This is a genomic window from Nitrospira sp. ND1, from assembly GCF_900170025.1.
Lineage (GTDB): Bacteria > Nitrospirota > Nitrospiria > Nitrospirales > Nitrospiraceae > Nitrospira_A.
In genome coordinates this window covers 450314-476062 of the sequence record NZ_FWEX01000005.1, presented here as the reverse complement: position 1 = coordinate 476062, position 25749 = coordinate 450314, and the positions used below count along the sequence as shown (strand labels likewise).

Here is a 25749-nt window from a genome sequence, read left to right as displayed (position 1 = left end):
CTTGTGGTGGTTCATCGGTCGCACGGAGTAACCGTCACTCCGCTACCGCTTGTCGATCGGCACGTAGTGCCGGTCATGTTCGCCGGAGTAGATCTGGTCCGGCCGATAGAGTTTGTTCTCCCGCAGTTGCTCCAGCCAATGCGCCAGCCATCCGCTCACTCGCGCCATGGCGAACAGCGGCGTAAAGAGATCCACCTCGATGCCCATTTTGTCGTAGATGATGCCGGAGTAAAAGTCGACGTTCGGGTATATCCCCTTATCCGTCAATCGTTCGCCCGCGAGTTGCTCCACCGCCACCGCCACTTCATACAGCGGAGACGTTCCGCAGACGTTGAAGAGACGCATGCAGAGGTCCTGCAGCACGGTCGCGCGCGGATCCTTCACCTTGTAGACCCGGTGCCCGAACCCCATGAGTTTGTGTTTCCCTTGCAGTCTGGCTTCCACCGTCGCACGGGCCTGTGCCGGGCTGCCGATTTCCCTCAGCATCATGACGACCTCTTCGTTTGCGCCGCCGTGCAACGGGCCCTTCAGCGCGCCGATCGAGGAGGCGACGACGGTGTACGGGTCGGCCAGAGTGGAGGCCGTCACCATGCCGGCAAAGGTCGAGGCATTCATGGTGTGTTCGGCGTGCAGAATCAGGCAGTCGTCGAACACTTCGCTCCACAACGGATGTGGAACGGTTTCGGTCAGCATATAGAGAAAGTTATCGGAAAACGGCAAATCGTCTCGCGGGGGGATGTACTCGTCTCCGCGTCTCAGGCGCGCCCAGGCCGCTACGATCGTCGGCAGTTTGGCGATCAGGCGCACGGCCGACCAGTAGTTGTTGGCGACGTCCTTCACATTGCGGCCGGGGTAGAACATCCCGAGTGCCGCGACGGCCGCCTGCAACGCATCCATGGGATGCCCATGCTCGGGCATCACCTTCAACAGATCGACGATGCGAAATTTGATACGTCGGTGGTGCGTGACGTCATCTACCCACTGCGCGAGCTCCGGTGCGGTCGGCAGTCGACCGAACAACAGCAGATAACTCGTTTCGAGAAACGACGAGTGCTGGCAGAGTTCCTCGACGCGGATGCCCCGATATTCAAGCACGCCTCGCGTTCCATCGACATCGCTGATCGCTGATTTTGCGGCAGGAACACCGGCAAGCCCCGGCATGAAGTCATGCGGCATAGTCTTCCTCTCCTCTCTTCAACAACACGAATGATGACCCACCACGTATGCATCCGGCGCCTGGAGATGCCCGCCCGCGTGCCGCTGCTTCGACGCCACTGTCCACACACGTGCCTGGCTGAGCTTACCATGATCCGCGGTGCCGACTCAGCTCTCACCTTGAATTGGTGCGGCCCGCTTGGCATACTCACTCGAACGACGTGTGACTTTCTATGAGGCATTGAGTGACCGGTGTGACACGGATCCTTGTGCTGCTCGGGCTTCTGGTGTTGGGTGTGGCCTTGTTCATGCTCGGGCGCGATGAGCGACCGGCAGCCTCTTCCGTTGAACCACGCATCGGGCGCAGTACCTTGAGTCATGGCGGGCCCGGCGCCGGATCCATCCCGGTCGCGCCCGCCGAAGCCCCGTCCGCGGATCGCCGGATCCCTTCTAATCAGTCTCCGTACGCAACCACGAGGTGAGGCATGAGCTGGTTCCGCTTGCGGGTGTGGGGAATCGTGATATGGGTGACACTGAGTCTGTTCGTCCCGGTCTGGGCCGATGACGACACGGTCGTGTTTGCCGTCGTCAGCGATGTGCCGAAAGACAGGTCGCGCGTGTCGGCCAAGGCGCTGCTCGACGGTGCCGTCTCCGACTTGAAGCTCCTGCCGGGAGAAACGATCCTCGGGAATCCGGTCTGGCGCACCCTGGAAGTCTGTCATGCGCTTAAGCTCGAAGGAATGAAGATAGAAGACGGATTCAAGGTCAGCGCGGCACGGGTTCTCGATGCCAGTATGCTGCCGATGGCGCTGCAGGGATATGCCGGGGATTGCTTGATTAAGAAGGCGGTGGAAATTGCGCCGTTGGCAGACTAGTTAGGATGCGGAAAAAATCCGCCAGTGGCGTTCTCGCATCGTTCAGCGCCTCACCGTACTGCACGGGTACGATTCGACGCTTCACTCGCTGCGGCCTTGCTGGACGGACTTTTTGCGCATCCTGGGAGTTGGCAGTTACGATGCGCAGTCGGGACAGACGGTCGGTTCTTCGTCGGCGTCGCATTCGTCGGCCGTAAGCGGGAAGAATTGCTCGCACTGCCGGCAGGTGCGAATTTCGAAATACGCCACCCCCTGCTCGTCGATCTCGGTCGGCAGCAGCAGTTCAAGCGGGTCGTAACCTAATTTCGCGTCGTCATCGAAGCGAATGATGGCCAGGCGGTCATTAAAGACTTCAAAGGTGGCTTCCTTGCCTTTCCGTTCCAAACGGTGTCCGACGACAAACACGGGTTGCCCCTTGCGTTTGGTGCGCAGATCTTTCAGGGTGCGTTGCGCCGCTGACGCGCAGGAAAATTTGCCGGCCTGGTCGCTGGTGTCGGTTCCGAAAATTGGCATAGGTCAACAGTATCGCTCTAGGGTGAAGTCTCGTGTGTCCATGTAACACAGGTCAAAAATTTGCGTCAAGGGAACCTTATAAGAAGGAGAGAGGCTGAAGGTATGGCGGAGATCACGATTTATCAGAAGCCCACTTGTTCAACGTGTCGCGAGGCCGTCCGGATTGTGCGCGAAAGCGGGCAACCGTTCAAGGCGATCAATTATTATGAGCAACCCTTCACGAAGAGCCGGCTCAAGGCCCTGCTGAAGAAAGCCGGACTGACGGCGCGTGAGGTCTTACGGACGAAGGAAGATCTCTACAAGTCGCTGAAGCTATCCGACCCGGCGCTGAGCGAGGACCATGTGCTCGACCTGATGGTTCTGCATCCGGATTTGATCCAGCGTCCGCTGGTCGAAAAAGGCGACAAGGCCATGCTGGCGCGCCCGGCGGACACGATCACTCAAATGCTGTGAGCTTCCAAGGAACGCTGAACCGAGCGCATCTGTAGACCCAGTTGTGGAGGCGCCGGGGGGGATGACGGAGGGCCGGACTTATGTTCGCATTCAGTTCCGTTGATCGCGTGTCGCTGCTCGGAAGGATTCTGCAGCGGCTCAACCTTCGCTTTCCGTCTCTCTTCGTGATGTTCGCCCTCCTCACCCTGGCGGACATCATTGTGCCGGACGTGATCCCGCTGGCCGACGAAATCGGCCTGGCGTTGCTGACGTTGTTGCTGGGGTTGTGGAAAGAGCGTCGGACTCAGAGCCGCGCTCAAGCCACGCGAGGCGCGACGCGCTAGCTCGCATTCCTCATGACAGTTCGTCGGGAAATCGCGCAGTCGCGTTGCGAGACGGGCATGCGGAGCTGTGAGGGACCGAGGCGTACTTGAACAGTACGTCGAGGGACCGAGCGGCGAGCCTGCCAGCCGAAGGCGCGTAGTAGCAGCGAATCCGCGATTGCAGCAGAAGTGCTCATGAAGAATGCGTGCTAGACGGCGGAGGTTACGCGTGATCGAGATGGCCGAAGCGGAGTTTGCCGAGTTGTGGGTCGATCCACACCTTCAGATCGCCGGATAAGACGCTGAGGAGTGTTTCTCCGACCAGTTGCCGCCGCCATCCCCGCAACACGGGAATGTCCATCTCCTCCACCGGCGAGGCGCGTTCGACCAGGGCCTGCAAGTCACCGGTGGTGGCGATCAACGTCGGGGCAATGTTCTCCACGGAGGCACGAGACTTCAGCACAGCCTGCAGCAGCTCCAGCACGCCGGTGGACTCGGGATCCGGTTTGCGATCGCGCGGGACCTCGGGCCATTCGGATTCCGGTCGCGCCAACGCCTGCTGCATGGTGGCGAGAAGCGCCTGTCCGTTCCGTTCGACTTCCGACGAATACATCCCCCGCATGCCGCGCAATTGATCCAGTGTGCGCGGTGTTTGACGGGCCAGTTGCACCAGCACCTCGTCACGCATCACTCGTCCTCGCGGGACGTTGCGACGCCGGGCCTCCCCTTCACGCCAGGCTGCAAGGTCGCGCAGGACGCCGGCCGCGCGTGGTTTGAGGCTATCCCATCCACGGATTCGTTGATATCGCTCCAGCGGGTCCCGCGCCTGCGCGCCGAGAGAGACCTCCAAGCGGGCAAATTCCTCGTCCACCCACTCCGAGCGACCCATCACGGATAATTTCTGCCGGAGATGCTGATGCACCGGGAGCAGAAAGGTCACGTCATCCAGGGCATAAATCAGCTGCTCCCGGCTCAGCGGCCGCTGGCTCCAATTCGTAAACGTATGGGCCTTGTCGAGTTTCACACCCTGGACGCGCTGGACCAGGTTGGCATAGGCGGTCTGCGCGCCGTAGCCGACCATGGCGGCGGCGATTTGCGTATCGAAAAACGGCTTCGGCAGACGTCCGGCATGGTGCGCAAACAGTTCCAGGTCCTGCCGTCCCGCATGCAGCACTTTTTCAATGCGGGCATCGCAGACAAGCTCCCAGAATCGGGCCATTGGCGCGGTCTCTTGCACGGCCGGGAAGTCGATGACCGCCGCCACCCCTTCCGCTGCGACCTGGATCAACTCCAGGCGGGGGATGAAATGCTCCTCCCCCATAAACTCGGTATCGATGGCAATGACCGAACTGTTGAGGAGTTGATCACAGAGGGCATCGAGTGCATCGTCGGAGGTAATGAACGTCTGTTCCGGTTCCAGTGTGGCCATGGGTTACTCAGTGGGGCGATATTCCGCCCCGCGTGAAATCGGCGGTTCGGTGTTGCTCAGGCTCAAGTATTCTTTGAGAAATTGATAGGCTTCGAGGATGCGCCGGAGCTCTGGTTCTGAACTGCGGTCGCCGTTGCGCGCATCGGGGTGGAGTTCTTTGGCGCGTTGACGGAAGGACGTGGTCACATCGGCGAGCGGAGTGCCGAACTCGAGGCCCAGAATCTGATAGGCATCGTAGGCATTGGTGACTTCATTGGTCGCGCCGGTGGGACTTCCCTCCCCTCCCGCGGCTTTGAGAAAGTCGGCCAGGTTGATTTTGCGGCGCCGGCGGCGCGGACGTTCCCGCACTTCACTGTCGAGTTCGTCCCAGCGGTCTTCGACGAACTCCAATCGGGACTCCAGCCGAATGGCGCCCGAAACATCCCTCACCAGTTCCAATTCCTCTTCGATCTGTTGCAGCGACCGTTCGACTTCTTCGAGCCCAGGTTCGATGCGGAAGTAGCTGTCGACCCGTTCCTGCATCATGAAGTCGACGGCAAACTCCATGCTGTCGACATTCTTGGCGCGTAACATGCCGATGCGCCGCCGCATGCCTCGCTGATATTTAAACAGGCGATTGGTCGAAAAGGCCACAAGTCCTCGTTGGGCGTGACCCTCCAGGGTTCCTGGCAAGGTCGTGGGCATCTTAGCACAACCGTTTGCGCTTCGATAAGAGCGGAGCATCGGGGTCTGGTGAAGGGTTGAGAGGTCTACAGGCACCAAAAGCCGAGCGCAGCGAGGATCGTGGGTGGTAACGCACCCAGGAAGAGTCCCAGCGGATTGATGGACTCATCCTCGAAGTGGCCGCGAAGCATGGCCACGCCGGCAGGGTTCGGCGCATTGGCGATGATGGTCAGGCCGCCGCCCGTGACTGCACCGGCCACCAGCGCGTATTTAAATCCATCCGACAAGCCTTCCACGAGCGACCCGAGATAGGTCAGCGCCGCATTGTCGGTGAAGGCCGTCAGAATAGTCGCCCCGAAGAAGACCGCATCGTTGCTCATGCTCAGCAGGATCGGTTGCAGCCACCACTGTTGCTGCCCACCCATCACGACCAGGCCTGCCAGAAAGAATCCCACAAGTAAGCCCTCGCGCAGGATCAAGCGATCCTGGTGTCGTTCGTAAGCCTGGGCGACACCCAGGAAGAACAGAAAGACTCCCAGGAACATCACCGGGTGATGGGCGAAGAGCACCACTAGCCCAAGAAAGACCAGGTGCAGCACGACCATCGTGAAGGGCACCCTGCCATGTGCTGTTTCGCGGCCCTCTGCAGAGATTCGACAGAGCTCCCTACGGAACAGCAGCGCCGCAGCCAGCGCATTGACGACAACCACGACCGCGGCTTTCCATCCGAAGTTTCCCATCATGAACGGGAAGTCCCAGTTCCAGGTGCCGGCCACCATTAAGACCGGAGGCGCGGCAAACGGTGTGAGCGTCCCGCCGATCGAAACATTCACAAACAGCACTCCCAGGGTGGCATACCTCAAGGGCTTCGAAAGGCCGTTCCGAAAAAACCGGTCGCGCAGCATCAGGGCGGCCAGGGTCATGGCTGCGGGTTCGGTAATGAATGACCCCAGCAACGGCACCAGCGTCAGAATGGTGAAATAGGCGCTCAGATTGTGCGGCAACGGGAGGGCCGTGCTGAGCAGCCGAACTCCGCTCGTGGCGGCATGCAGAATCGGGCGCGTGCCCGCGATGACCATGATGGCGAAGACGAACAGCGGTTCCGTGAAGTTGCGTGAATCGAGGTAGTGTGTCGCGGCAGCCGGCCCATCGGTGACGAACATGACGGCGATGAGGACGAGCGCCCAGAAGCCGAAGACAACTTCGACTTCCCCCAGCAAGTGCCACAGCCCGGCATGCGCCGGTCTTGTATGGGCCAGGTGCTCAAAAAATGCGGTGGAAAAGGTATGCAGGATCGCGACGACGAACAGAGCGGTCCCGATCATTTCGATTGTGGTTGGCGTCACGGTGATTTTTCAGGGCGGTCGCGGGGAACCCCGGCTAGGGCTGACGCGCGGACGAACCAGTCCATCAGAATATGTGCCTACTGTACATGGGGTGCGAGGACTACGCCAAGCAAGAAAAGAAACGGGAGGGGGTAGAAGGTTGCACGGTCAGCGGAGGTCGTCGTCGATCCGGATACGGCGGCGGGCCACGCCGGTTGCGCGCGCAGCCGCGGCCACTGCCTTCGCGACGCGCGGCACCACGTCGCGATCGAACACGCTGGGGATGATGTAGTCCTCCGACAGGGCTTCGGCCGGCACACAACCGGCAATGGCCTCGGCCGCCGCCAGCTTCATGGCTTCGTTGATCTCGCTGGCTTGCACGTCGAGCGCCCCGCGGAAAATTCCTGGAAACGACAGGGCGTTGTTGATCTGGTTGGGAAAGTCCGACCGGCCGGTGGCAAAGATCCGTGAGGCCTCATCGCCCACCTTCGGTTCGATCTCCGGATCGGGGTTGGCCATCGCGAAGACGATCCGGTCCTGATTCATCCGTTCGAGATCCTCCCGGTTCAGCACATTGCCCACGGAGAGCCCGATGAACACGTCGGCGCCCTTCAAGGCATCGTGGAGCGTCCCGCGCGGCTGATCCCGACGGATGCAGGCGTGAAGATCGGTGCGGCAGGCTCGCAGTTCCTCCGCATCACCCATCAGCACGATACCCTCCTTGTCGCACCCAATGAGATGGGACGCCCCGGCGGCGAGCAGAATACGGCAACAGGCGGTTCCGGCTGCGCCCAGGCCGTTCACCACGATCCGGACATCTTCCATTCGATTTCCGACTACCTTCAATGCATTGGTCAGAGCGGCCAGGAGGACGACGGCCGTACCGTGCTGATCGTCGTGCATGACGGGAATGTCGAGGGATGTCTTGAGTGCGCGTTCAATTTCAAAGCAACGCGGGGCGCTGATGTCTTCCAGGTTGATGCCGCCGAAACCGGGGGCGATGCCGCGCACGATGCGGATGATTTCATCAGGGGCCTGCGTGGCGACACAAATCGGCCAGGCATCGATGCCCGCCAATTCCTTGAACAACATGACCTTGCCTTCCATCACCGGAAGTGCGGCGGAGGGACCGAGATTGCCCAAACCCAGTACCGCAGACCCGTCGGTGACGACGGCCACGCTATTGCTCTTGATCGTGAAGGCATAGGCTTTCGATGGGTCTTTCGCGATGGCCTGGCAGACACGCCCCACCCCGGGTGTGTAAATCATCGAGAGGACATTGCGCGTATTGACCGGGACTTTGCTCTGGACTCTGATTTTTCCGCCCAGATGGAGGAGGAAAATCCGGTCGGATGCCGAGAGCACATTCACTTCCGGCAGGGCTTCGAGCCGTTCGAGGACACGTTCTCCGTGGGCCTCATTCTGCACGTCGAAGGTAATGTCCCTGATCATGCGTTCGGCATTCGCCGACACGATGTCTACGGCCCCGAGGTTGGCCCCCTCTTCGGCCAGCAGCCCGGCCACTTTTGCGAAGATACCCGGTTTGTTGAGGAGTGCGAGGCGGACGGTCAGGCGGTAGTTGGAATAGGGACCGATGTCATCGGTGGTCATAGGCTGCGACCCGGATGTGAGTGGCCTTGTTCAAGAGTGTATCACAGTGGATGACACGCGGGTGACAACACTATGGCCGGTTCGCTGTGCAGGGCTGCCGTGTCCCACCGAGCAAGAGCTGTCTTCAGGGATCTTCTGATGCGCGCACTGGAGATGTAAGAGTCGCAGGAACGGTGACACGAGAACGCTGGCTGTCGCTGGAGAGGATGAAGACGCAATGATGAGTTGATGTTCGGCTCATATCACATTGAGAATTCAGCTTTGATTCGAATCCAACCGGAAAAGATTGTGGAGCTGTTCGCCAGGGGGCGTCCCAGGCCCTGGCGGGCTGTCTGCGGAGGCAAAACAAGATGGTGAAGAGTTTCGTTGACTTTTTTTGACAGGTTGGCTACCCTCGGCCCGCCCTTGTGGTGGGCACTTATATTCTCAACCTTTCAAGGAGGGGTTTCCATGAAGCGTGCTCTATTTGCATTCGTAGCGGCAGCCATTCTCGTTGCATTCACCGCCCCGTCGTTCGCCGGTGACGACAAGAAGAAGGAAGAGAAGAAGGGCGGCCACTTCTCCCAGACCCTCTTCGGCGATGACAAGAAGAAGGAAGAGAAGAAGGGTGGACACCTGTCCCAGACCGTGTTCGGCGAAGAGAAGAAGAAGGACGAAAAGAAGGGCGGACACTGATCCTCGCTTCCGACGTTCTTTCGTAGTCCAAATTGGCTCGCGACTCCGGATGCCGGCGCGAGCCAATTTTTTTGCCTCGCGCGGTTGCCCTTCCTTCTCTCCTTCGCTTCATTGACCCATTCAATCGGTGCGTGATACGGTTCGCGCATGACCAGCACAACCCCCGGCCGCGAGCCGAATCGCCTCATACAGCAGACCAGTCCCTATCTCCTGCAACATGCCTATAACCCGGTGGATTGGTATCCCTGGGGACCTGAAGCGTTGGCGCAAGCCGCGAAACTGAAGCGGCCGATTCTCCTCTCGATCGGCTATTCCTCCTGCCATTGGTGTCATGTCATGGAGCGGGAATCGTTTGAGAACGAGGCGATCGCCCGGATCATGAATCAACATTTCGTGTGCATCAAAGTCGATCGCGAAGAGCGGCCCGATCTTGATGAGATCTACATGCAGGCCACGCTGGCGCTGAACCGGAATCAGGGTGGCTGGCCCATGACCGTGTTCCTGACTCCCGATCAGAAACCGTTTTTTGCCGGGACTTATTTTCCGCCTGAGGATCGATGGGGCCGTCCTGGCTTCCCCACCCTGCTCAAGAAAATTGCCGAGTATTGGGAAAAAGATCATGCGGGCGTACTGACCCAAGCCGCGACCCTCACCGCGCGCCTGCAGGACGGAAGTCACGCCCCTTCCCCGACCACGGTCGGCGAAGCCGAGCTCGACATGGCCGTGACCCAGTTTGCAGAGGACTTCGATGCCAAGCTCGGAGGATTCGGCGGCGCCCCGAAGTTTCCGCCTGCCACCGGCCTCTCGCTGTTGCTCCATTGTTATCACCGCACCAAGGATCCCCATACGCTCACGATGGTCCGCACTACGTTGGATGCCATGGCGGCCGGCGGGATCTACGATCAGATCGGGGGCGGCTTCGCGCGCTACTCCACCGACGAACGGTGGCTGGTGCCCCATTTCGAGAAGATGCTGTACGACAACGCCCTGCTGGCGCGCGTCTATGTCGAAGCGTTTCAAGTGACCGGAGATCAAAACTACCGTCGCGTGGCCTGTGAAACCCTCGACTATGTTCTGAAGGAAATGACGTCTCCCGAGGGCGGGTTCTATTCCGCAACCGATGCCGACTCCGAAGGGGTGGAGGGGAAATTCTTCGTCTGGACGCCGGAGGAAATTCGCGCGGTGCTTTCGAACGAAGAGGATGTGCGGCGAATCTGTGCCTATTACGATGTCACACCGGGCGGCAACTGGGAGCACAAGAATGTGCTGCATACGGCCAAGTCCGTCGCGTTGGTGGCGAAAGAGTTGGGGCTGACCGTCGAGGACTTGCAAGAGACCATCGATCGGGTGAAGCCGTTGCTCTATGCGGCGCGCGCGAAACGCGTTCCGCCCGGACTCGATGACAAGGTCATCACGGCCTGGAACGGAATGATGATCAGCGCCATGGCGGAAGCCGGGCGGGTGTTCGACATGCCGCGGTATCGGGCCGCTGCCGAACGCGCATGTGAGTTCCTCCTGACGACGCTCGCTAAGACTGACGGACGACTCCTGCGGACCTATCGCGCCGGCACGGCTCACCTGGATGCCTACCTGGAAGACTATGCCTATTTTGCCGAAGGCTTGATCGACACCTATGAAGCAGGCGGCAACGAGCGGTACCTGTCTGCGGCGGTGCGGCTCGCGGAGCGCATCCTTGCGGATTTCTCCGACAGTCAACAGGGCGGATTCTTCACCACCGCCACGGGCCACGAAGCCTTGATCATGCGCAGTCGTGAAGGTCCGGACGGAGCCACGCCGAGCGGGAATGCTGTGGCGGCAGCGGTGCTGGCCCGATTGTCCTATCACTTCGGGCGGGAGGATTTCCGGCAAGCGGCTGCTGCGGCTGTGCGCGCCTATGGGCGCCAGATTGCCCGCTACCCGCGCGCATTTGCGAAGAGTCTGATCGTCGTCGATCTGTTGACCAGCGGTCCGGTTGAAATTGCCGTCATCGGGGCATCCGGCGATTCTAACACCGTCGCGTTATGCGCGGCAGTCAGCCGGACCTATATTTCGAATCGTGTTATCGCCTATCGGACATCGCAGCAGTCCGAGCCGACCCATCCGCTGTTGCAAGGGAAGGCCCTGGTCGGCGGCAAGGCGGCGTTGTATGTCTGCCGGAATTTTGCCTGCCGACAGCCGATCACCGATCCCGCGGATCTCCCTGCGTTGCTCGATCCATCGCACAAAGCTGCACCGCCGTTGACTGCGCCCGAACAAAAGGTCTTGAGCGGAAATTTGTATCCGGGGGCCGCGACCGTTCAGGGCACGGCCGGTTACGCGGCCCGGAAGATTCACGATGCCACCGGGGCCGGCTCGTTGGCGAACGGGTTCGGGCCGTTCGGGGCGACAGGACTGACGGTCAGCCGTCTCGGATTCGGCACGTACCGGGTCGGGCAACGGGAAGCGGAGCATCGAGAGGCCCTGATCAAGGCGATTCGCTCGGGCTGCAACCTGATCGATACCTCGACGAATTACATGGACGGTGAGAGCGAGCAAGTGGTGGGTGCGGTCCTGCAGCAATTGATACGTGCCGGTGAAGTAGCCCGTGAGGAAATCATCGTGGTGTCGAAGATCGGCTATGTGCAGGGCCAGAATCTGGCCCAGGCCAAAACGCGGGAAAAATCCGGGAAGCCCTATCCGGACATGGTGAAGTACGGCGACGACATCTGGCATTGCATCCATCCGGAGTTCCTGGCAGATCAATTGACGCTGTCGCTGGATCGCCTGGGATTGGCGACGCTGGATGTCTGTTTGCTCCACAACCCGGAGTATTTCCTGTCCCACGCGACCCGTCTCGGCGCCGGTGAGCAACGGGAGCTGCCCACGGTGCGCGATGAATTTTATGCGCGGTTGCAACTGGCATTCGAGTATTGCGAAAGGCAGGTTGAAGCGGGCCGGCTGCGCGGGTACGGCGTTTCGTCCAATACGTCCACGGCCTCTCCGGATGAGCCCGGCGCCACGTCCGTGTCTCGCATGATTGAAGCCGCGAAGGCGGCGGCAAAGAACGTCGGAGCGGCCGCTCACCATTTCACGGTTTTGCAGTGTCCGATGAATGTGCACGAGTCCGGCGCGGCGTTGATCAAGAATACGGGTCCGGACAACGGCAGCACCTTGCTGGATGAAGCCCTGAGGGAAGGTGTCGCGGTGCTCGTGAATCGCCCGCTGAATGCGATGCCGGCCCAGCGCGGCGGCGTGGTGCGATTGGCCGATGTGCCGGTGCCGGCGCCGGAGGCGGACTTCGAGACGCAACGACAGAAGGTCGCCCTGTTGGAAGAAGAGTATCGAAAGGATCTTGCGCCGGCGGTGGCCCACAGCGGCCAAGGCATGCTTCCCGCAGACTTTTTCCGATGGGCCGACGAACTGAACCGCATCCGCACGCAAGTGCAGGGCTTGGAACATTGGGAACAAATTGAAACGCAGATGATTGCACCCCACGTGAATCAGGTGCTTCGCGCGCTCTCCGAAGCGTTTACGGGTACCATTGCTGAGCAGTGGGAAACCTGGCGTGACCGGTACGTACCGGAACTCCTCGCGCTCCTGCGAACGTTGCATCGTGAAGCCAGTGAGCGCAGCCGGCTGCGCGCCGAAGACCTGCATCGAACCATCGATCCGTTGTTGCCCGAACAGAGACGGAAGGCGACCTTGTCGCAGAAGGCGCTGTGGGTTCTCGCCAGCACAGGGGGCGTCACGTCCGTGCTCAACGGAATGCGCACGCCGGCCTATGTGGACGATGCGTTGCAGATCCTACGGTGGGAGCCGTTGTCGGATTCGCGACGCGTCTACGATCGCTGTGCCGAGAAGAAGTAACTTGCCCTGTTCGTTCGATTTGATTATTCTGTGCCTCGTCCACTCCACGAACTCACCTAGCGCCGGAGGTTTTCATGATACGTTTGCGCCCGTTTGTCCTGCTCGGATTGCTTGCCGTCGCCGGCCCCTTGTTTCTTGACGGCTGCGCGAGCAAATCGGGAACCAGTGGAGGAGTGACGGCGACTCCACCGAAGCCCCGCGCGGAGGAGCGTGTGGCTGCGGCTCCGGTACAGGAAATCCCCGCCCCGCCGGAACCGGCTCCGGTGCCGTTGCGATCGGTGGAGATGGCCGCGCGGAATGCGACCGGGGAGCAGAACATTCCGTTCCCCGATGTGCTGTTTGATTTTGACCAATACGTCCTGCGGGACGATGCGCTCACGGCGGTCGAGGCCAATGCCAAGCGGTTGAAAGACAACCGGATCACCAAGGTGTTGCTGGAAGGCCGTTGTGACGAAGTCGGGACCTCCGAATACAATCTGGTGTTAGGTGAACGGCGAGCCCTCTCCGTGAAACGCTACCTCGAATCGTTGGGCATGAGTCAGCTCCAGGTCGATACGACCAGTTACGGAAAAGACCGGCCGTTGTGTCTTCAGCACAATCCGGTCTGCTGGCAGAAGAATCGCAGCGTCCACTTCGTAGTGAAAGAGTAGTCGTTCCCCGGCATTCCTCTCACGGTGCGGCATGGGCGATCCTCGCCTGTGCCGCGCCTGTCCTCCTCCCTTTTCCCTGTCGGATCATTCGTAACATAGAATTTACGGTCGCCTAACCATCCTGGAACGTAACAGGAGTATCTTCCCTGTTAGAGCATCGGCAAGGTGAGAGACAGCCGCCGATGACACACATTCAACAAGGAGGAGACAGTATGGTGACAGTGAGCGATCTCATGACGAAGAAACTGGTGACGGTGCCGGCCGGCACTTCGGCGGCGGACGCAGCCAGAGTGATGAACGAGCGCCACGTCGGCAGCGTGTTTATCGAGCAGAACGACCGTGTAGTCGGCATCGTGACCGAGTCCGATATCGTTCGAAAAGTCGTGGGTGAAAACAGGCCGGTGCATTTTGTTCCCGTGGAATCGATCATGAGCAGCCCAGTCATCAGCTTGGATGAGCGCCGTTCGATTACGGAAGCGGCCGATCTCATGCAACATCACCACACCCGCCATCTGGGTGTCCTGAAGAGCGGCGCGATCGTCGGGGTTCTTTCGGTACGGGATCTGTTGCAGCCGGTGTCGGTGGACGAGTTCTAACTCGTCACCGCATCGGTACTTGTCCATCGACGGCCTGCCAGGTAGGAGCAGGCCAACTCTCCCCTCTTCCTCACCCATCACCTCTTCTATTACCTGCCCCGGCGACGCACTCGCCGCCCCTTTTCCTATTCGAGGACATCTATCTGCACCCGGTCAAGATGTCATCTGAGTCAATGTGGCGGTGGTCCGCGGCAACAGGAGCGGTGTCCGGGAAAGAGAGCGCAAAATGAAAACGCTCAGGGGCTCTGAAGTTTGTATCCGACCCCGCGAATGGTCACGATGAAAATCGGCTTGGCAGGGTTTGCTTCGATTTTTTGGCGTAGCGAATGAATGTGAACATCCAGCGCATGTTCTTCTAGGGCATAGTCCTCCCCCCAGACACGGTTGAGCAGATCTTGCCTCGACAGCACGACACCCGGTGCGAGAAGAAATTGATGGAGGATACGAAATTCCTTCGGTGTGAGTTCGACGAGGGCTCCCTCAACCGTCACCTCATGGCGGGAGATATCCATCGTGAGCCCTTCGACGCGAAGAACGGATGGAGCCGCCGATGGCATGTTGTGTCGACGAAGGATCGCCCGAATATGCGCCAGGAGTTCCCGGGAATGGGGAGAACAAAAGACGAGGTCGAAGCCGGCGTCCAGCTCGGTGAGGCATTCATCCTGACCGCAGGATTTGTCGAACGGCTGCAGCACGATGATGGGGATCGCAGGAGGAAACTGATCCCGGCGTCCTCCCTCCGTGGCAAGGATCTGTCGGTCCAACAGAATCAACATTGGAGGCCGTCGCCGGATCTCGCTCAGTGAGGCGGCCAGTGTCGTCGACACCCAGGCGCGATAACCGTTCAGCTCGAGCAGTTTCTCCAAAGAGCCGGTGGCAGTCCGATCGGCGCTCACCAGAAGAATCGTCTTTTTCAAGTCGGTCATGCGGCTGAACCCTCCTCTCGAGGACGCACTATGGCGTCGGGAGATTGTTGAGGGGTCATCGACATGTTACGTGCGTGTAAATTCTCTCGTCGGCCGACTGGCTTCAACGGCTGTTTACAAAGACTTAACCAGGCGGTGACAGCACTGTCACGAAGCCGATCGATAGTGCGCCCGTGAAATCATCTGGTTTTTATCACTTGTACTGCCGGCTATGGTCATGTGCCAAACGGTACGAACATCACACGATGAGGAGGGCTGAATGAAGTACGGGGGGATGTGTGTCTTGAAATGGTCTGCCGCGACGCTCGGCATCGCCGGAGCGCTGTTGTTCTTGCCGCTGAAGGCATCGGCCGGCGCAAACGATGCTGCGCCGACAGTCGTCGCCCAGGGGCCCGCTCAATCGATCCAGGCGCTTTCCGCCATGGAGTCGGTACCTCAGGCGATACCCACCGCGAACAGTACCGACCGAGAAACATCGGGTCAGCGCCTCTCGATCGAGAGTACCTCACTCGAAAGCCTGTTGCTTGAGAAAGGCGTGATCACGCAGGAAGACTGGATCCGTCTCAAGGCCGAGGAAGAACGCCGTGTGTTCGAACAGTCGTCGGAATTGCAGATGTCCGGCAATCCGCGCTGGTACGAACGGATCCGCATGACCGGGTACATCCAATACAAGTACAATATGGCGCCCACGAATCGCCTCTTCGACAATCCTCTGGGCGACAGCTTCGGCGACCAGCAGGGCAATGAATTTTACATCCGCCGGATGCGGTTGGTGTTCCAGGGGCAAGTGTCGGAACGAGTGGCCTTCTTCATGCAGTTCGCGCTCGAAGGTGGGCAACAGACGCCGGCAAACAATGAAATGATCGACGCCATGGTGGATTACTACCTCACCAAGGACAAGGTGCACCGCTTCCGCTTCGGTCTACAACGCGTTCCCAACGCATTCGATACCTACCGGTCGAGCACAAACCGGCAGGAAATGGACCGGCACGAATCCATTCAGAGCGGCGCGCCCGGCGAACGCGATCTGGGCGTGGCCTACTACTGGAGTCCAAAGGTCGCCCAGGAGCGGTTTACCCAACTGGCCGCGTATCACAACGGGCCCGGCGACTATGGCGTGTTCGGGATCATGGTCTACAACGGACAAGGCAGGAGCCGGTTGGAATTGAATAAGGACAAACACATCGGCGCCAAACTCTCCTATCCCTTCCAATTCCGGAACGGTCGGCTGCTCGAAGCCGGTGTGCTTGGTTACCATGGCGTGTTTTCCGTACAGGGAGCCAGTCAGCCCACGGTCGCCAGTGCCGCCCGCTGTATCAGCACCCTGACCTCGGAGAGCGGCTGCGATATCAAGGATCAGCGAATCACGGCCTATGTCTGGACCCCGCCGCAACCTTGGGGACTCTTGGCCGAGTTCACCGTGGGCCGGGGGCCGAAACGGAACGCGCAAACCAACTTCATCGAAGAGAGCAACGTGGTCGGCGGGTACGTGCAAGGGTACTATACCTGGCGCTACTCGGATGTCGGTATGTTGACGCCCTATGTGCGTTACGGGGAATACTACGGCGGCTTCAAATCAATCAACGGGGCGCCGGACGGCCAATCACGCACCTGGAATATCGGTCTGGTGTGGGAGCCGGACACCCATTTCAGAGTGGTGGCGGAGTGGATGTCAAAGGACGGTTTGAACAGTACGCTGGTCGCGAACCGTGCCCAAAACGACTTCGACGCCTCGCAGATGCGATTCATGACGCAATGGTTCTGGAACTAACGAGAGCCTAGGCCTTGGCGGGCGTTCGGAATCCATGTCCAGGACGCCCGCCTTCCTACTCGCCAGTCTCGCCTGCGGCCTTCTCGACATCCGTGAATCGTGAAGCGTATCTCGTCAGGATCCGCAACACCGGGCTGTCATGAGAGACGAACGACGGGTCTTGGCGGACTAGCTGGCTAGTCTCAATCGCCAGTCCCACCTGTTCACGACAATCCCCTCCCCGTTCTTCATAAGAGCCTCCCCTACAGATCGTCGCGACAAACCGGCATGCTGGCGGACGAGCTCGGCTCGCGTAGTCTCAACAGCCGCCTGGTGCAGGCCTCGGCCTCTCGGAGGACCGCCGGCCCGTGACGAGAGGCGATGCCATTCGTCACAGGATGTGGGCCGCCGACCGAGAAGACAGTACGTCTTGTCGGCTGGCGGCACGATCCTAAGATATGAAAGGAATTACGGCGCCGGATGGACGGCCGAGGATCTAGGCTCGGCGGACAGCCGCCGAAGGTCGATGGCGAGAATGCGGCCTTCGTCGATATAGGGCCAAGCGGGTCGTTTGTCGGGTGCGGCCAGCGCCGAAGGCTGCGCGAATTCAAGTCGAAAACTCGTGCGCGCAATCGGAACGAGCGGACTGTCGATCGGATCAAAATCCGTCACCATGTTTTGGTTCATGCCATCGGTCGGGAGCGTCCGATCGTTGGCGAGGACCACCGTCAGATACCCGTCCTGGACGAACATCCCGCCGGACGTGACGGCCAGCCCGGTGTTGTTGTCGGAAAAACGACGGTAAAACGTCACCAGTTCATCGGGCTTGGCCTCCGTAAACGCGCGGCTGAGTCTCGGGGCCAAGGCCTGGATTTCAGTGGATGCAAAGGCAGGCTTGGGGCTAGCCTGCCCCGAGATCAAGGACCCGATGAATCCGGATCGCGGAAAGACACGCAGGCCGCCCAGCACCTTCGCCATCTGTTCCGGGGAGATGTCGGCGGGGTGCTGATGGCTGGACTGGGCACGGTCATCCACGTAGAGCCGGATCGCGGTGATAGGATCCTGATATGAGGTGCGTGGCGGCGGCGGGGTGCTGCAGCCGAAGTGCGCCGCGGCGGCAAGGAGCAAGGGGAGGATGACGGTTCGACGCAACATGGGATCCATTCCTGTTCTCCAGTCTCTGGTTCGTGGGAACGCATGATCGGTGGTCACGAACATCGGGGGCCGAATCGCGCGCATCATACCAAAAAAAACAGAAAAGGGAGCGCCTTTTGCACCAGGCGCTCCCTGTCCGTTCCCTCGTCGCAGATGCGATGGTGAGGGGTGTTACCGTGCGTGTTGTTCGGCGACCTGCAGGTCCTGAGGTGGGATGGTGACCATCGCCCCTTTGGCCAGCCCCAGCTCCTGACGATTCTTTGCCACCTGCGTCGAGGTCAATGGATAGAAGTTCGCCCGCGCCACGGTTTCCTGTCCCTGGCGGCTGTTCACGAAGGCTAGAAACTCTTCAACCACCGGATCCAGCTTGTCTTTGGGGCCCTTCTTCACATACAGGTACAGCGAACGGCCCAACGGATAGGCACCGGAGGTGACGGTCTCGACCGACGGCAACAGGGCCGGTCCTTCCGGCTGGGCGGCAATGGGTACCTGACGGACAGCCGAGATGTCGAAGCCGGCGCCGGCATATCCCACGCCCAGCGGGTCTTGGGCGATTGCAATGATCTCCGACGCCGAACCCGGTTGTTCGATCACGTCGTCCAGCAGCTCCCCGTCCTTCAGGGCGACATGTTTGAAAAACTCCCTGGTGCCGGAGCGCTTGTCTCGCCCGTACAGGTGAACCGGCTGTTTGGCCAGCGCGGAGTCGCCCAATCCGATTTGACTCCAATTGGTGACGGAGGCCAGGCCCCGTTTATGGTTTTTCCCGAAGATGGCATCCACTTCCGCCAAGGTCAGCCGTTGAAGAGGGTTGTCCTTATTCACATAGATGGCGACAGCGTCCATGGCGATGGGGACTTCCAAGGGGCGATAGCCGTAATTGGACTCAAAGCCCTTGGATTCATCCTCCGTCAACTGCCGGGAAGAGGCCAGCAATTCAACCGTCGTGGAGCCGGCCGTGCCCCTGCCTTGAACCTTGTCTCCCCGCCGTTGATAGGACAGGCCCAGCAAAAACTCGCGGATGGCTGCGCTCGACCCGGTTCCCTCGACCGCAATCTGCGCGGCTGGGTGGAGACTGGAGAACTGCGCCGCGAGCTTTGCAATCAGCGGTCGCATGGTGTCCGACCCGGCGATGCTCAGTTTCCCCTGGAGACCGTTGTGGTTCACATAGGGCTCGATCGCGGGGTCCACGGCGGGGCCACTGCCGCCGCTCAATCCCGCGTGCTCCGCGCGGACCTGAGAGCCCGTCAGGATCAGCATGGCGGCGGCTGCCGCCGCGACCCACGCTTGCGCTCTCGGTCGGTGATGGGAACCTGTCTGCTGCACGTGTGCCATGTGATGCCTCCGTATGAGTTGTGGATGTCCCGAATGACTGTCGATACCTGTCGTTATCGTGATCGATCAAACCTGTTTGAATGTCTCGCAGGATACGCCGGGCCAATTGCTGTGCTATTAGCGGCTCGTTAACTCCGTGTTAACTCTTCCCGTCCAGCCCGTTCCGAAGACGTAACCGTTCCCTAATCGGCCTCTAAGCTGTCTGGAACAGTGGGGTTCTAAACTGTGAGGCGAGAGTGAAGGCAATGGTTCATCAAGGAGGTGCCCGATGCTTTCTGATTTGTTGATGGTACCGGTCTCCAGCAACGGCACGTTTCTCTTCACGATGCTGCTCCTGGTCGGGCTGTTTGCAGGGTTGTGGTCCGCGATGATCAGGAACGGGTGGTGACTTCAGGTCGAAGACCATTTCGGGTGGACAGGAAAGGAATACGAACGCATGACTTATTTTGAGGTCCAGCCACGCGTCGGTCGAGTTAACGGTATCATAGATCGGCTCCTGGACACCGATCTCACCGACGCATGGATGAAAGGTCTCAAGGCCGTCCCAGTCTGCTCATCCCGACGATCCTCATCGCCCTGCCTAGCGGGGTCACCAAGACCTTCCTGGATATCCGACAGTTGTTCGATGTGCCGGTTGAAATCGGGCTGTGCCAGAGCAGTGTCGATACGCTGATCTGGCTCGCGGTCGTGGAAGTGTTTAAGGCCACGTGGACCTATTTTTCTGAAGGCCGCATCAACGTCACCTTTCTCGACGATACAATTCTCATGGTCATGTTGACGGAAATCAATTTGCTCGAGTGCAAGGATGCGGACCACATGAAGGTGCTCGTGCTCGGAGCGATACGAGTGGTGGCGGTGCGCTGTTCCCCGGCCCATGGAGAGGGTAACGGCGGGGGGTGCCGCCGGACGCGGTGAGAGTTATGACGGTTTGGAGAACCGGCCTGACGTAAGCGTCCAACTGGAACGGGGGGGATCCAACTGCCCTGCTCGCACTGAGAATCGTGTCGTATGCGGGACGAGGGGGAGGATTCGCTGAGGTGAGTCGCGGCAACATGACGATACCCGATTCCGGAGAAGGTCTCGATCGATCCCACCAAATGATCGGCCGTCTTTCGGCTGCAGACAGTGGTCTTTGATCGTCACCGGCGAGCCTGAGAGGCATGGTGCGGTGGCCCATTGAGCCTGGGATCGCCGGAGCAAGGCCTGCGCTCGAGATACGACCTCCCGTGGACTGAACGGCTTCGCAACATAATCGTCCGCGCCCATGCGTATTCCTGAAATCCGGTCTTCATCACTCCCCAGGGCGCTGATCATCATGATGGGAATGTGTTTCGTGGCAGGCTCGCTTCGGATGCGACGACAGACTTCCTGTCCGTTCATCCCCGGAAGCATCAGGTCCAGCAGGATGAGCGATGGCGTGAGTCGCATCACGTCCGCCAACCCGGTGACGCCATCGTGCGCCACATTCGTGCGATAGCGGGCCTGCCGGAGAGAGTGGTCCAGCAGTTGCGCATGCAAAGGTTCGTCTTCAATGATTTGTACGATGTTCAGTGTCATCGGGTCATGGTAGTCCACCACTGTTACGGGAGCGACAAAGGCCTGTTAACGCTGTGCAACATCGCAGGTCCGGCTGTCCGGAAGCGAACGCTGAGCTGATCGGAGTGAAACGTAACCGCGTTGTAATACATCGATGACGAGGATGGAACAGTGACCCGGTACATTCCCCATAGGATGTGTGGTGATACCGACCATAAAGGAATCGGACAGCCATTGACTCCTTTATGAACGGCACCATTGGCAACAACCAGGAGACACCAGGTATGACCTTCAGCCACTCTCAGCCTCGCATGAACCGCCTCTCGGAGTTTGTTGGACATGTGATCGACACGGATCTCACCGAACTCTGGATGAAAGGGATCAAGGCAGTCCTCAGCCTGCTCATTCTGACGATCCTCATCGCCCTGACCGGCGGGGTCGTCAAAACCTTTCTGGATATCGGACTGCTGCTGCATGCCCCGGTGGAGATCGGGCTCCGGCAGATCATCGTTGACACGCTGATCCTTCTCGCGGTGGTGGAGGTGTTCAAGACCACGCTGACCTATTTTTCAGAAGGCCGCGTCAAAGTCACCTTCATCGTCGATACGATCCTCGTGGTCATGTTGACGGAAATCATTTCTCTCTGGTTCAAGGATGCGGACCACATGAAGTTGCTCTCGCTTGGAGCCATTCTCCTGGCGCTCGGAGCGATTCGGGTGGTGGCGGTGCGTTGTTCGCCGGCGCAAGGCGACGGAACCGGGAGAGGATCGTTCTGCGGCCGCGAAGAGATTTAGCGGCGAGGCGATCCCTGGAACGAGTTAACTCAGAATTGATGCGGCGTTGATTGCATAGACATACGGTTTCCCCATGTTACTGTCTGCACGTGATCGCCGACTCCACAGTTACCCGGGTCTGCGACAAGGGTGAGTGAAGGATTCCCAACAAGGAGGCGTGCCATGGTGCATCCATCCATTTCCCCCACCAGCGAAGGTCTGATCCTCGATCTCGTATGCCTGCGAAAATCCCTGACGCTGGAGCAGGTCGTGACCCTGCTGCCGGAGCTCAGCTGGAACCAGGTCTTTAAGACCGTCGACGAGCTGAGCCGGCGCGGAGAGATCATCCTGCTTCGAAGGGGCTTCGAGTACGAGATCGAACGGATATCGCCGAGAGTGCGGGTCTTAGCCTGCGCCGGCTGATCCTTGCGTGGCGGGTCTCAGGTGACACCTAGAGAAAGCCTGTCCCCGCCGGGTAGTCGTGGTTGAGTGCCGCAGCGTTCCGAATGAGGCGGTATTCCGGCCGGTTGTGTCAGGTTGACCCCGGATGGGCCAGGAAACGATAACGAGATCCCGGCAACATCTCGATCGATCCCGTCCCGCTGTTCTCCAGCTTTCGTCGAAGAAAGCGCACACGGTGCTCAAGTTCTTCTCTGCTCGTGCTCCCGAGCTCCTCGCCTGGAAGATTCAACAATTCATCGCCGCGCACTAATTCCCCATTCCGAGGCAGCAGGTACTGAAGCAGCCTCAGTTCTGTGTTCGAGACGGTGATTTGCCGTTCCTGCAAGGACAGGACGAAGTAAGGCCCCTCCATTGTGATGGAGGTATCGGAAAACAGAACAGGGTCCTCACGACGTGTCTCATGGACTCTGCGCAGCACGGCCTGAACGCGGGACACGACCTCCTTCGGGCTGAACGGCTTCACCACGTAGTCGTCTGCTCCCATCTCAAGGCCGGCAATACGGTCTGCTTCTGTTCCGACGGCCGTCAGCATGATGATCGGAATATGGCGCGTAGACGGTGTGCGTCGGACCAATCGGCAAACCTCATGGCCGCTCAGACCCGGCAGCATGAGGTCGAGCAGAATCAACGAAGGCAGCAGTCGCTGCGCGTCACGCCATCCACTCTCACCATCCGCGGCAAGCGTCGTCGCGAATTGGGCCTGGCGCAAGGCGCGGTCCAGGAGGTCGGCGTGGAGCGGCTCGTCTTCAATGATTTGGACGATCCTAGAACCCATAGCAACGGACCCTACCGTTGACCTGTTTCATCTTCCTCAAGGCTGCATTGCGAAGAGGTTACTTCGACAGCCACAGCCCCGCTCACGTTCGCCGCAGCGCATAAGGCTTCGTGAAAATAATCCAGAAATGGTCCGGTTTAACCGGATGTTAAAGAAACGGTGAGTCTCATGAAATGTCACGCTCCTATGCTGGCCTCCCAGCATAGAGGAGGGTGAGATGTTTTCATGGAGCAATAGTCGTACGACCCTGCCCTCGGAGCAAGGCAGCGTCAACCTCACCCTTACGGTCTTGGGTCCGTTCATGACGATTCACCTCGTGAGCGCAGGATCAGGCGCGTCTTCTGACCTTGCGCAGGACAACGAGTCCGCACGAGCCGATCCCCTGTAAGGACAGCCGGGGACCGGCAAGACTTCAACACAGAGTGTTGGGTGAGGCTCTTGCCCATAGACACTGCGAGTGGCCGGTGACTCCGCGTCTTCACCATCCTATCGCGCAATGGTTTTCCGAAAATCTTGACAGACCCGTGCCGTGCAGATTGTCCATGTGATGCCTCTCTGTCGGAAGAGGGAAGGTTCAGTTCGATGCAACCAGGAGATTCAGCGATGGCACAACGACGGATCAAATCAAGCGCAGACAATAAGCAGACAGGGAGCCCACCCAAGGCGGTCAAGAAGACGTCTTCCCGCCCACGGCTCGTCCGCGAGCGGCGACCGCAACCGGCCGGCGGCAGAGCAGCGGCCGAGGAGATCAGGATACGTATTGAGAAACTGGCCTATGAGCTATATCAGCGCCGTGGACGGCAGGATGGGCACGATCGCCAGGATTGGCTGGAGGCCGAACGGCTGACGCTCTCAGAATCCGCAGCCACGAGGCAGGATCCCCTCGATCGTCTGTCGGGCTCATCCTATGTGTAACGGGGCAGAGGGCGGTAGATCTCGGGCGGGAATGATGGGTCCAGTGAGCGAAGGCGAACCAGCCGATTCATCGTTTGCCCTGGCGACCGTCTGCAAGAGTGATCTCGTTCGCCTCGGTCTTCAGGCTGTCCTGACGACTCACCCGCAGGTCAGGCTGATTGGGGAAGCGGTCAACGCATCGGACGCGGAGGCGATCGTCGCGCGCGAGAAGCCCCGGGCGCTCATTGTGGTGCTTGAGTCAGAAATCGACGTCGCAGATCTGGTGCGGAGGGTACGGATGTCCGCTCCGGCGATCAGGATCATCGCCATCAGCGACATGGAATATAGACACGGTACGAGCGGGCTCCTGCTGTCCGGCATCGACAGCATTGTATTGAACATTCAACCGGTAGAGATCCTGCTCGCAACCGTCGACTACCTCCGCAGGCTACCCGGAACCTCCCGGCGGCAGGAGCGCAATGACCCAACCCCGTCGGATAGCAGGGAAACGACCGTCTGTCAGGACCCTGCGAGTCCCTCCTTGCATGAACGCCTTGATTCTCCCTTGACCGATCGTGAACAGGAGATCGCCCTGTTGGTCGGACAAGGCCTGTCCAACAAAGACATTGCCGACCTCCTTCACATCTCGACCATCACCGTCCGCCATCATTTGACCAATCTGTTCCAGAAGCTGGGCATCAATACCCGATTGAAACTGCTCCGATGGGTTCATCAGAAGAGCCTCGTGAGGTGCAGTCCGCCCATCTAAGCGCTCTCATACGAGAGAGGCGGAAACAGCCGATTCAGGTGCAGATCACGGCCTAGTTTCGCATCCCCTGCGTGCCCGCGAATAGGTCCGAAGCGCATGCGACTGGTCGAGACCGGCACGGATCCGGTGCAACAAACTGAAGCCGCATGCTGTGTTCTCCGTCATCAGAGTTAACCGGATCTTAATACTGTGTCGATCATCCTGAAATCTCTCTTCCATAGAGTGCAATGCAGGACAAAAAGGAGTCTGACATGCGTCATGAGTCGAATACCGTGCGCGAACCGGCGAGTGGGCATCCGCTGACGACCGTCCTCGTGTTTTCGATTCTCTATGCGCTGATCGTGATGCCGGCCGCCTGCGCCGGACAAGCGAACGGCGCCGACACCACGTTACGACCCTATCAAAAGGTCAGCGGCGTGTCCGGGACGATCAACAGCATCGGCTCCGATACCCTGAACAACCTGATCACGTTGTGGGCCGAAGGGTTCCGGAAGCAATATCCCAATGTGAAAATTCAAGTCGAGGGGAAGGGGTCCAGCACGGCACCGCCTGCGCTCATTGAAAACACGGCTCAACTCGGTCCGATGTCGCGGACGATGAAGTCGAGCGAGATCGACGCATTCGAAACGAAGTTCGGGTACCCGCCGACGCCCTACCCGGTCGCGGTGGACGCCTTGGCGCTCTTCGTCAACAAGGACAATCCGACCAAGGGGCTCACGGTTGCGGAAGTGGATGCGCTGTTTTCCAAGTCCCGGCGGCACGGCCATGCCGTCGACCTGACCAAGTGGGGGCAACTCGGGTTGACCGGCGACTGGGTCGGTGCGCCAGTCAGTCTGTACGGCCGCAATTCAGCGTCCGGCACGTACGGATTCTTCAAGGAACATGCGCTCAAAAATGGCGACTTCAAGGATCAGGTGAAGGAACAACCCGGCTCTGCCTCGGTGGTGCAAGGGATCAGCGAAGATCGTTACGGCATCGGGTACAGCGGGATCGGCTACACCACGTCCGGGGTGAAAATGCTTCCGCTCGCGGCGAAGGCCGGTCAGTCGTTCGTCGAACCCACCCAGGCGAACACGAGGAACGGCACGTATCCGCTGTGGCGATACTTGTACATCTACGTGAATCAGGCTCCGGGGAAACCCCTCTCGCCCATCGTGAAAGAGTTTCTCACCTACGTCTACAGCAGAGAGGGGCAATCAGACGTGCTCAGGGACGGGTATTTCCCCGTGGATGCCGCCATGGCTGAGAAGCAGCTGAGCCAGATCCGGTAATGATCACGGAGCG

Annotated in this window: 27 protein-coding genes; 16 read left to right on the top strand and 11 right to left on the bottom strand. The window is 59.6% G+C overall.

Annotated features, from left to right (window positions below):
- Positions 1-42: 42 nt before the first annotated feature.
- Positions 43-1176 (bottom strand): citrate synthase, encoded by a 1134-nt coding sequence (locus NSND_RS02350; protein WP_080877432.1) that lies wholly within the window; start codon positions 1174-1176, stop codon positions 43-45.
- Positions 1177-1409: 233 nt separating this feature from the next.
- Here NSND_RS02350 and NSND_RS02345 point away from each other — a divergent pair, with 233 nt between their 5' ends.
- Positions 1410-1637 (top strand): hypothetical protein, encoded by a 228-nt coding sequence (locus NSND_RS02345; protein ID WP_143833353.1) that lies wholly within the window; start codon positions 1410-1412, stop codon positions 1635-1637.
- A gap of 3 nt (positions 1638-1640) precedes the next feature.
- Positions 1641-2030: a hypothetical protein gene (locus NSND_RS02340; protein ID WP_080877430.1), complete on the top strand. Its 390-nt coding sequence runs from the start codon at positions 1641-1643 to the stop codon at positions 2028-2030.
- Positions 2031-2165: 135 nt separating this feature from the next.
- On the opposite strand, the gene NSND_RS02335 is transcribed toward NSND_RS02340, so the two are convergent.
- The gene (locus NSND_RS02335) at positions 2166-2543 is read right to left on the bottom strand and encodes a hypothetical protein (protein ID WP_080877429.1); all 378 of its coding nucleotides are present in this window, start codon (positions 2541-2543) and stop codon (positions 2166-2168) included.
- 102 nt (positions 2544-2645) lie between these two features.
- On the opposite strand from NSND_RS02335, the gene arsC reads away from it, so the two are divergent.
- Positions 2646-2996, top strand: coding sequence for an arsenate reductase (glutaredoxin) (arsC, locus tag NSND_RS02330; RefSeq protein ID WP_080877428.1), 351 nt, complete (start codon positions 2646-2648; stop codon positions 2994-2996).
- Between the two features lie 80 nt (positions 2997-3076).
- Positions 3077-3319: a DUF6116 family protein gene (locus tag NSND_RS02325; RefSeq protein ID WP_200810460.1), complete on the top strand. Its 243-nt coding sequence runs from the start codon at positions 3077-3079 to the stop codon at positions 3317-3319.
- A 202-nt stretch (positions 3320-3521) separates the two neighbouring features.
- Here the strand turns inward: NSND_RS02325 and rnd are convergent, their stop codons facing one another.
- From rnd to NSND_RS02305, 4 genes are all read right to left on the bottom strand, one after another.
- Positions 3522-4727 (bottom strand): ribonuclease D, encoded by a 1206-nt coding sequence (rnd, locus tag NSND_RS02320; RefSeq protein ID WP_080877427.1) that lies wholly within the window; start codon positions 4725-4727, stop codon positions 3522-3524.
- A gap of 3 nt (positions 4728-4730) precedes the next feature.
- Entirely contained in the window at positions 4731-5360 is a 630-nt protein-coding gene (locus tag NSND_RS02315) for a J domain-containing protein (protein WP_159450592.1), read from the bottom strand.
- Positions 5361-5476: 116 nt separating this feature from the next.
- Positions 5477-6736, bottom strand: coding sequence for a putative Na+/H+ antiporter (locus NSND_RS02310; protein ID WP_080877425.1), 1260 nt, complete (start codon positions 6734-6736; stop codon positions 5477-5479).
- 147 nt (positions 6737-6883) lie between these two features.
- Positions 6884-8326, bottom strand: a complete 1443-nt coding sequence (locus NSND_RS02305; protein ID WP_080877424.1) for an NAD-dependent malic enzyme — start codon at positions 8324-8326, stop codon at positions 6884-6886.
- A 450-nt stretch (positions 8327-8776) separates the two neighbouring features.
- Here NSND_RS02305 and NSND_RS02300 point away from each other — a divergent pair, with 450 nt between their 5' ends.
- From NSND_RS02300 to NSND_RS02285, 4 genes are all read left to right on the top strand, one after another.
- Positions 8777-9001 carry a hypothetical protein gene (locus tag NSND_RS02300; protein ID WP_080877423.1) on the top strand — a complete coding sequence of 75 codons (225 nt, stop codon included), beginning with the start codon at positions 8777-8779 and terminating at the stop codon, positions 8999-9001.
- Between the two features lie 147 nt (positions 9002-9148).
- A complete protein-coding gene (locus tag NSND_RS02295) occupies positions 9149-12847 on the top strand; it encodes an aldo/keto reductase (protein WP_080877422.1) in 3699 nt (1232 codons plus the stop codon).
- A gap of 74 nt (positions 12848-12921) precedes the next feature.
- A complete protein-coding gene (locus NSND_RS02290) occupies positions 12922-13497 on the top strand; it encodes an OmpA family protein (protein WP_080877421.1) in 576 nt (191 codons plus the stop codon).
- A 212-nt stretch (positions 13498-13709) separates the two neighbouring features.
- Positions 13710-14093: a CBS domain-containing protein gene (locus NSND_RS02285; RefSeq protein ID WP_159450591.1), complete on the top strand. Its 384-nt coding sequence runs from the start codon at positions 13710-13712 to the stop codon at positions 14091-14093.
- A gap of 236 nt (positions 14094-14329) precedes the next feature.
- On the opposite strand, the gene NSND_RS02280 is transcribed toward NSND_RS02285, so the two are convergent.
- On the bottom strand, positions 14330-15019 hold the full coding sequence (locus NSND_RS02280; protein WP_080877419.1) for a response regulator transcription factor: 690 nt from the start codon (positions 15017-15019) through the stop codon (positions 14330-14332).
- A 259-nt stretch (positions 15020-15278) separates the two neighbouring features.
- Here NSND_RS02280 and NSND_RS02275 point away from each other — a divergent pair, with 259 nt between their 5' ends.
- Positions 15279-16790, top strand: a complete 1512-nt coding sequence (locus tag NSND_RS02275) for a porin (RefSeq protein WP_080877418.1) — start codon at positions 15279-15281, stop codon at positions 16788-16790.
- Positions 16791-17237: 447 nt separating this feature from the next.
- Here the strand turns inward: NSND_RS02275 and NSND_RS02270 are convergent, their stop codons facing one another.
- Together NSND_RS02270 and NSND_RS02265 are read right to left on the bottom strand one after the other, a co-directional pair.
- On the bottom strand, positions 17238-17933 hold the full coding sequence (locus NSND_RS02270; RefSeq protein WP_080877417.1) for a hypothetical protein: 696 nt from the start codon (positions 17931-17933) through the stop codon (positions 17238-17240).
- Between the two features lie 162 nt (positions 17934-18095).
- Positions 18096-19256 carry a PstS family phosphate ABC transporter substrate-binding protein gene (locus tag NSND_RS02265; RefSeq protein ID WP_080877416.1) on the bottom strand — a complete coding sequence of 387 codons (1161 nt, stop codon included), beginning with the start codon at positions 19254-19256 and terminating at the stop codon, positions 18096-18098.
- A 519-nt stretch (positions 19257-19775) separates the two neighbouring features.
- Between NSND_RS02265 and NSND_RS02260 the strand changes: the two genes are divergently transcribed.
- Positions 19776-20171 carry a phosphate-starvation-inducible PsiE family protein gene (locus tag NSND_RS02260; protein ID WP_080877415.1) on the top strand — a complete coding sequence of 132 codons (396 nt, stop codon included), beginning with the start codon at positions 19776-19778 and terminating at the stop codon, positions 20169-20171.
- A gap of 3 nt (positions 20172-20174) precedes the next feature.
- On the opposite strand, the gene NSND_RS02255 is transcribed toward NSND_RS02260, so the two are convergent.
- A complete protein-coding gene (locus NSND_RS02255; RefSeq protein WP_080877414.1) occupies positions 20175-20813 on the bottom strand; it encodes a response regulator in 639 nt (212 codons plus the stop codon).
- A 224-nt stretch (positions 20814-21037) separates the two neighbouring features.
- Between NSND_RS02255 and NSND_RS02250 the strand changes: the two genes are divergently transcribed.
- Together NSND_RS02250 and NSND_RS02245 are read left to right on the top strand one after the other, a co-directional pair.
- Positions 21038-21586 carry a phosphate-starvation-inducible PsiE family protein gene (locus tag NSND_RS02250; RefSeq protein WP_080877413.1) on the top strand — a complete coding sequence of 183 codons (549 nt, stop codon included), beginning with the start codon at positions 21038-21040 and terminating at the stop codon, positions 21584-21586.
- A 162-nt stretch (positions 21587-21748) separates the two neighbouring features.
- The gene (locus NSND_RS02245; RefSeq protein WP_080877412.1) at positions 21749-21988 is read left to right on the top strand and encodes a hypothetical protein; all 240 of its coding nucleotides are present in this window, start codon (positions 21749-21751) and stop codon (positions 21986-21988) included.
- A gap of 109 nt (positions 21989-22097) precedes the next feature.
- Here NSND_RS02245 and NSND_RS21135 read toward each other — a convergent pair whose 3' ends face one another.
- Positions 22098-22802 (bottom strand): response regulator transcription factor, encoded by a 705-nt coding sequence (locus tag NSND_RS21135; RefSeq protein WP_080877411.1) that lies wholly within the window; start codon positions 22800-22802, stop codon positions 22098-22100.
- A 217-nt stretch (positions 22803-23019) separates the two neighbouring features.
- On the opposite strand from NSND_RS21135, the gene NSND_RS21130 reads away from it, so the two are divergent.
- The 4 genes from NSND_RS21130 to NSND_RS02225 all read left to right on the top strand — a co-directional run bounded on the left by NSND_RS21130 (position 23020) and on the right by NSND_RS02225 (position 25736).
- Positions 23020-23190, top strand: a complete 171-nt coding sequence (locus NSND_RS21130; protein WP_159450589.1) for a hypothetical protein — start codon at positions 23020-23022, stop codon at positions 23188-23190.
- A gap of 215 nt (positions 23191-23405) precedes the next feature.
- Positions 23406-23717 carry a DUF2934 domain-containing protein gene (locus NSND_RS02235; RefSeq protein WP_159450588.1) on the top strand — a complete coding sequence of 104 codons (312 nt, stop codon included), beginning with the start codon at positions 23406-23408 and terminating at the stop codon, positions 23715-23717.
- A 43-nt stretch (positions 23718-23760) separates the two neighbouring features.
- Entirely contained in the window at positions 23761-24465 is a 705-nt protein-coding gene (locus NSND_RS02230) for a helix-turn-helix transcriptional regulator (RefSeq protein WP_235000137.1), read from the top strand.
- A 251-nt stretch (positions 24466-24716) separates the two neighbouring features.
- Positions 24717-25736 carry a PstS family phosphate ABC transporter substrate-binding protein gene (locus NSND_RS02225; protein WP_080877408.1) on the top strand — a complete coding sequence of 340 codons (1020 nt, stop codon included), beginning with the start codon at positions 24717-24719 and terminating at the stop codon, positions 25734-25736.
- Positions 25737-25749 lie beyond the last annotated feature (13 nt).

Bases quoted from the DNA above. Each gene is read 5' to 3' on its own strand.
- NSND_RS02235 (WP_159450588.1), top strand. From the start codon at position 23,406: ATGGCACAACGACGGATCAAATCAAGCGCAGACAATAAGCAGACAGGG.
- NSND_RS02305 (WP_080877424.1), bottom strand. From the start codon at position 8,326: ATGACCACCGATGACATCGGTCCCTATTCCAACTACCGCCTGACCGTC.
- arsC (WP_080877428.1), top strand. From the start codon at position 2,646: ATGGCGGAGATCACGATTTATCAGAAGCCCACTTGTTCAACGTGTCGC.
- NSND_RS21130 (WP_159450589.1), top strand. From the start codon at position 23,020: ATGTTTTCATGGAGCAATAGTCGTACGACCCTGCCCTCGGAGCAAGGC.
- NSND_RS02265 (WP_080877416.1), bottom strand. From the start codon at position 19,256: ATGGCACACGTGCAGCAGACAGGTTCCCATCACCGACCGAGAGCGCAA.
- NSND_RS02325 (WP_200810460.1), top strand. From the start codon at position 3,077: ATGTTCGCATTCAGTTCCGTTGATCGCGTGTCGCTGCTCGGAAGGATT.
- rnd (WP_080877427.1), bottom strand. From the start codon at position 4,727: ATGGCCACACTGGAACCGGAACAGACGTTCATTACCTCCGACGATGCA.
- NSND_RS21135 (WP_080877411.1), bottom strand. From the start codon at position 22,802: ATGGGTTCTAGGATCGTCCAAATCATTGAAGACGAGCCGCTCCACGCC.
- NSND_RS02260 (WP_080877415.1), top strand. From the start codon at position 19,776: ATGGATGAAAGGTCTCAAGGCCGTCCCAGTCTGCTCATCCCGACGATC.
- NSND_RS02250 (WP_080877413.1), top strand. From the start codon at position 21,038: ATGAACGGCACCATTGGCAACAACCAGGAGACACCAGGTATGACCTTC.
- NSND_RS02350 (WP_080877432.1), bottom strand. From the start codon at position 1,176: ATGCCGCATGACTTCATGCCGGGGCTTGCCGGTGTTCCTGCCGCAAAA.
- NSND_RS02225 (WP_080877408.1), top strand. From the start codon at position 24,717: ATGCGTCATGAGTCGAATACCGTGCGCGAACCGGCGAGTGGGCATCCG.
- NSND_RS02275 (WP_080877418.1), top strand. From the start codon at position 15,279: ATGAAGTACGGGGGGATGTGTGTCTTGAAATGGTCTGCCGCGACGCTC.
- NSND_RS02340 (WP_080877430.1), top strand. From the start codon at position 1,641: ATGAGCTGGTTCCGCTTGCGGGTGTGGGGAATCGTGATATGGGTGACA.
- NSND_RS02270 (WP_080877417.1), bottom strand. From the start codon at position 17,933: ATGGATCCCATGTTGCGTCGAACCGTCATCCTCCCCTTGCTCCTTGCC.
- NSND_RS02300 (WP_080877423.1), top strand. From the start codon at position 8,777: ATGAAGCGTGCTCTATTTGCATTCGTAGCGGCAGCCATTCTCGTTGCA.
- NSND_RS02335 (WP_080877429.1), bottom strand. From the start codon at position 2,543: ATGCCAATTTTCGGAACCGACACCAGCGACCAGGCCGGCAAATTTTCC.
- NSND_RS02290 (WP_080877421.1), top strand. From the start codon at position 12,922: ATGATACGTTTGCGCCCGTTTGTCCTGCTCGGATTGCTTGCCGTCGCC.
- NSND_RS02280 (WP_080877419.1), bottom strand. From the start codon at position 15,019: ATGACCGACTTGAAAAAGACGATTCTTCTGGTGAGCGCCGATCGGACT.
- NSND_RS02245 (WP_080877412.1), top strand. From the start codon at position 21,749: ATGGTGCATCCATCCATTTCCCCCACCAGCGAAGGTCTGATCCTCGAT.
- NSND_RS02255 (WP_080877414.1), bottom strand. From the start codon at position 20,813: ATGACACTGAACATCGTACAAATCATTGAAGACGAACCTTTGCATGCG.
- NSND_RS02295 (WP_080877422.1), top strand. From the start codon at position 9,149: ATGACCAGCACAACCCCCGGCCGCGAGCCGAATCGCCTCATACAGCAG.
- NSND_RS02285 (WP_159450591.1), top strand. From the start codon at position 13,710: ATGGTGACAGTGAGCGATCTCATGACGAAGAAACTGGTGACGGTGCCG.